3 protein-coding genes are annotated in these 3,139 nt (G+C 31.3%); all 3 read left to right on the forward strand.

The features are described 5' to 3' along the window. Positions 1–53 precede the first annotated feature (53 nt). On the forward strand, positions 54–605 hold the full coding sequence (locus ACH2BO_RS00370) for an ORF6N domain-containing protein (RefSeq protein ID WP_395042771.1): 552 nt from the start codon (positions 54–56) through the stop codon (positions 603–605). Positions 606–698: 93 nt separating this feature from the next. Continuing rightward, positions 699–2,417, forward strand: coding sequence for a peptide MFS transporter (locus tag ACH2BO_RS00375; protein WP_395042772.1), 1,719 nt, complete (start codon positions 699–701; stop codon positions 2,415–2,417). A gap of 76 nt (positions 2,418–2,493) precedes the next feature. Beyond that, on the forward strand, positions 2,494–3,139 hold a 646-nt coding region (locus tag ACH2BO_RS00380; RefSeq protein ID WP_395042774.1), incomplete at its 3' end, for an MFS transporter.

A 3,139-nucleotide genomic window follows, 5' to 3' on the forward strand; every position in this document is an offset into this window, starting at 1 on the left:
AGAATTCAATTGTATAATAAAATGACAAATTTTATTAAAGAGAAGTTGTAGGAATGCAAATAGTTTCGATTCAAAATAAAATTCATGAGATAAACGGAATTAAAGTTATGCTAGATTTTGATTTGGCCGAACTTTATGAAGTTGAAACTCGAGTTTTAAATCAAGCGATAAAAAGAAATATTGATAGTTTTCCTGAAGATTTTATGTTCAGATTGACAAAAGAGGAATGGGAGGAACTGTCGTCATCGTCAGCATTTACGTTGATGTCATCACAATTTGTGATGACATCAACACAAACATTGAGATCATCCAAAAGACCAAAAGCCTCATTACCCTATGTTTTTACAGAACACGGAGTTACAATGTTAGCAAGTGTTTTGAGAAGCCCAAAAGCAAGAAAAATGAATATCGCTATTGTTAGAGCTTTTGTAGCGTTAAGAAGAACCTTGTTAAATATGGAAAATTTTCAAATTCTAATAAAAGATTTGGAAACTAAATACGACAGCCAATTTGAAGATGTTTTTGAAGCCATACAATTTTTGATGACGGAAAATAAAGAAATTGCAACTCAAAACGAAAGAACCAAAATTGGATATAAAAAATAAAAACCAGAATTCAATAGTATAATAAAATGACGAATTTTATTAAAGAAAAACTATAACCAACCTAACCAAAACAATAATAAAAACAATTAAAAAATGAATGAAACAACAGTAAAAACAGGACATCCAAAAGGACTTTGGTATTTATTTGGAACAGAAATGTGGGAACGATTTGGGTATTATTTAATGCTCGGAATTTTTTCTTTGTATATGATTGATGGATGGAATAATGGCGGAATGGGATTTGATTCTGCTAAAAAATCAGATATTTATGGAACCTATTTAGGTTTAGTTTATTTAACACCATTTATTGGCGGATTATTAGCCGATAGAATTCTAGGTTATCGAAGGTCAATTGTTATTGGTGGATTAATGATGTCTGCTGGATATTTTTTATTGTCAATTCATAGCACAACAACTTTTTATATTGCGTTACTTTTTATAATTTTAGGTAACGGATTCTTTAAACCAAATATTTCAACACTTGTAGGAAACTTATATAGTGGTGAAGATATGAAAGATAAAAAAGATGCTGGTTACAACATCTTTTATATGGGAATTAATATAGGAGCATTCATTTGTAACTTCGTTGCCGCATACATGAGAATCAACTATGGTTGGGGACACGCTTTTGCCGCAGCTGGTGTAGGAATGTTAGTTGGTGTTGTGATTTTTTTAATGGGAACAAAACACATAAAACACGTTGATGTTGTAAAACCAGTTCAAGCTGGAGATATGCCAACTACCAAAATACTTGGCTTAACAGTTCTTCCAATGTTTATTTTTGGAATAATTGGATATATGATACCAGGTAATTTTTTAGGAACAGATACTAATGATGCTTTTATTATTGGATGTTTACCAGTAATTGGTTTCTTTATATATCTTGCATTTACTGCCGAAGCAAAAGAAAGTAGAGCTATTAAAGCACTTTTAGCTGTTTTTACTTGTGTGATTTTATTCTTTGCTATTTTTCATCAAAATGGTGATGCATTGACAGTTTGGGCAGAAGACCATACAGATAGAAATATGCCAGAAACAGTTTCAAATGTTGCCGAAAAAATAGGAATGGTTCAAAATGTGGTTAACAATGATATAGTTTCATCAGACCAAACAACTTTTGATGCAACTATTACAGAAATGCGTGCCAAAGAAGAAGCAATGCCAGCGGTTTCTGCCGAAGAATTAAAAGCAAAAGGTGATTTTTCAAATGAAATAGGTCAGTTGGAAAGTTCTAGAAAATATTTCTCCACTTTGCCAGGTGATCAAGTACCTGCAAAAGGTGCTAATTTAAAATTATATTCAACAGAGTTATACCAATCTATAAATCCGTTTTGGGTTGTAGTTTTAACTCCATTAGTAGTTGGTTTTTTTGGTTTTATGCGAAGAAAAAAGAAAGAACCAAGTACACCTACAAAAATTTTCTTAGGTTTAGTTATTACTGCATTGTCAGCATTAGTTATGGTTGGAGCAGTTTTTGCAACTAACGATATGACTATGAAAGCTAGCTCTTGGTGGTTAATCGCTTCTTATGGAGTTATTACTGTTGGAGAATTATGCCTTTCTCCAATGGGATTATCATTGGTTTCTAAACTTTCGCCACCAAGAATTACAGCGTTAATGATGGGTGGATTTTTCTTGGCAATTTCAGTTGGAAATAAATTATCAGGAATGTTATCTTCTCTTTGGGAATCTATGCCAGAAAAACAAAATTTCTTCTATTTAAATTTCGGATTAGTATTAGCAGCAGCGATTGCATTGTTCCTAATGTTAAAATGGCTAAATGGTGTTATGAGAGAAAACAATGTTCAATAACATTTTATAAAATAAATTTCAAAACCTCTGATTTTTCAGAGGTTTTTTTATATTTGTTACTTAATCAAATTTAAAAATGGAAAAGAATCTTACACTCGAGGATATTCAAAATTTTAAAGGAAAATATCCAAAACAATTGTGGCATTTATTTATGGTAGAAATGTGGGAACGTTTTACCTTTTATGGAATGAGAGCTTTATTGGCTTTGTATATTTCACATCTTGTTTTATCTGCAGATTATAATCCTTTGTCAAAAAGCGAATTAGAATCTAAAAAAATAGAATTTCTAAAGCAAAATAAAGAAGAACTTTCTCAAGGTCATCCGAGATATTATATAGAAACCTCGCAACAAAAATATCGAGATGAGGCAGAAAGCACCTCTAATAAAAAGTATGGATTAATTCAAGCTTTTATTTATGCAATGGCATTTGTAGGAGGAATGTTTGCTGATAGAATTTTTGGTTTTAGAAAATCTGTTTTTTGGGGTGGAGTTTTAATGGCAATTGGCACATTTATTATGGCAATTCCTGGAGCATTTTCTTTTTATCTCGGAATTAGTATACTTATTGTTGGTAATGGATTTTTTAAACCTAACATTTCTACAATGGTTGGCCAATTATACCCTGCAAATGATAGGAGAATAGATAGTGCATTTACTATATTTTATATGGGGATCAATTTAGGTGCATTTTTCTCGCCATTAGTTTGCGGTTCTATGGATT

The sequence above is a fragment of the Flavobacterium sp. genome (assembly GCF_043773265.1).
Classification (GTDB): Bacteria; Bacteroidota; Bacteroidia; order Flavobacteriales; family Flavobacteriaceae; genus Flavobacterium.

Excerpts from the sequence above, each read along its gene's own strand:
- ACH2BO_RS00375 (WP_395042772.1), top strand. The coding sequence starts at position 699 with ATGAATGAAACAACAGTAAAAACAGGACATCCAAAAGGACTTTGGTAT.
- ACH2BO_RS00370 (WP_395042771.1), top strand. The coding sequence starts at position 54 with ATGCAAATAGTTTCGATTCAAAATAAAATTCATGAGATAAACGGAATT.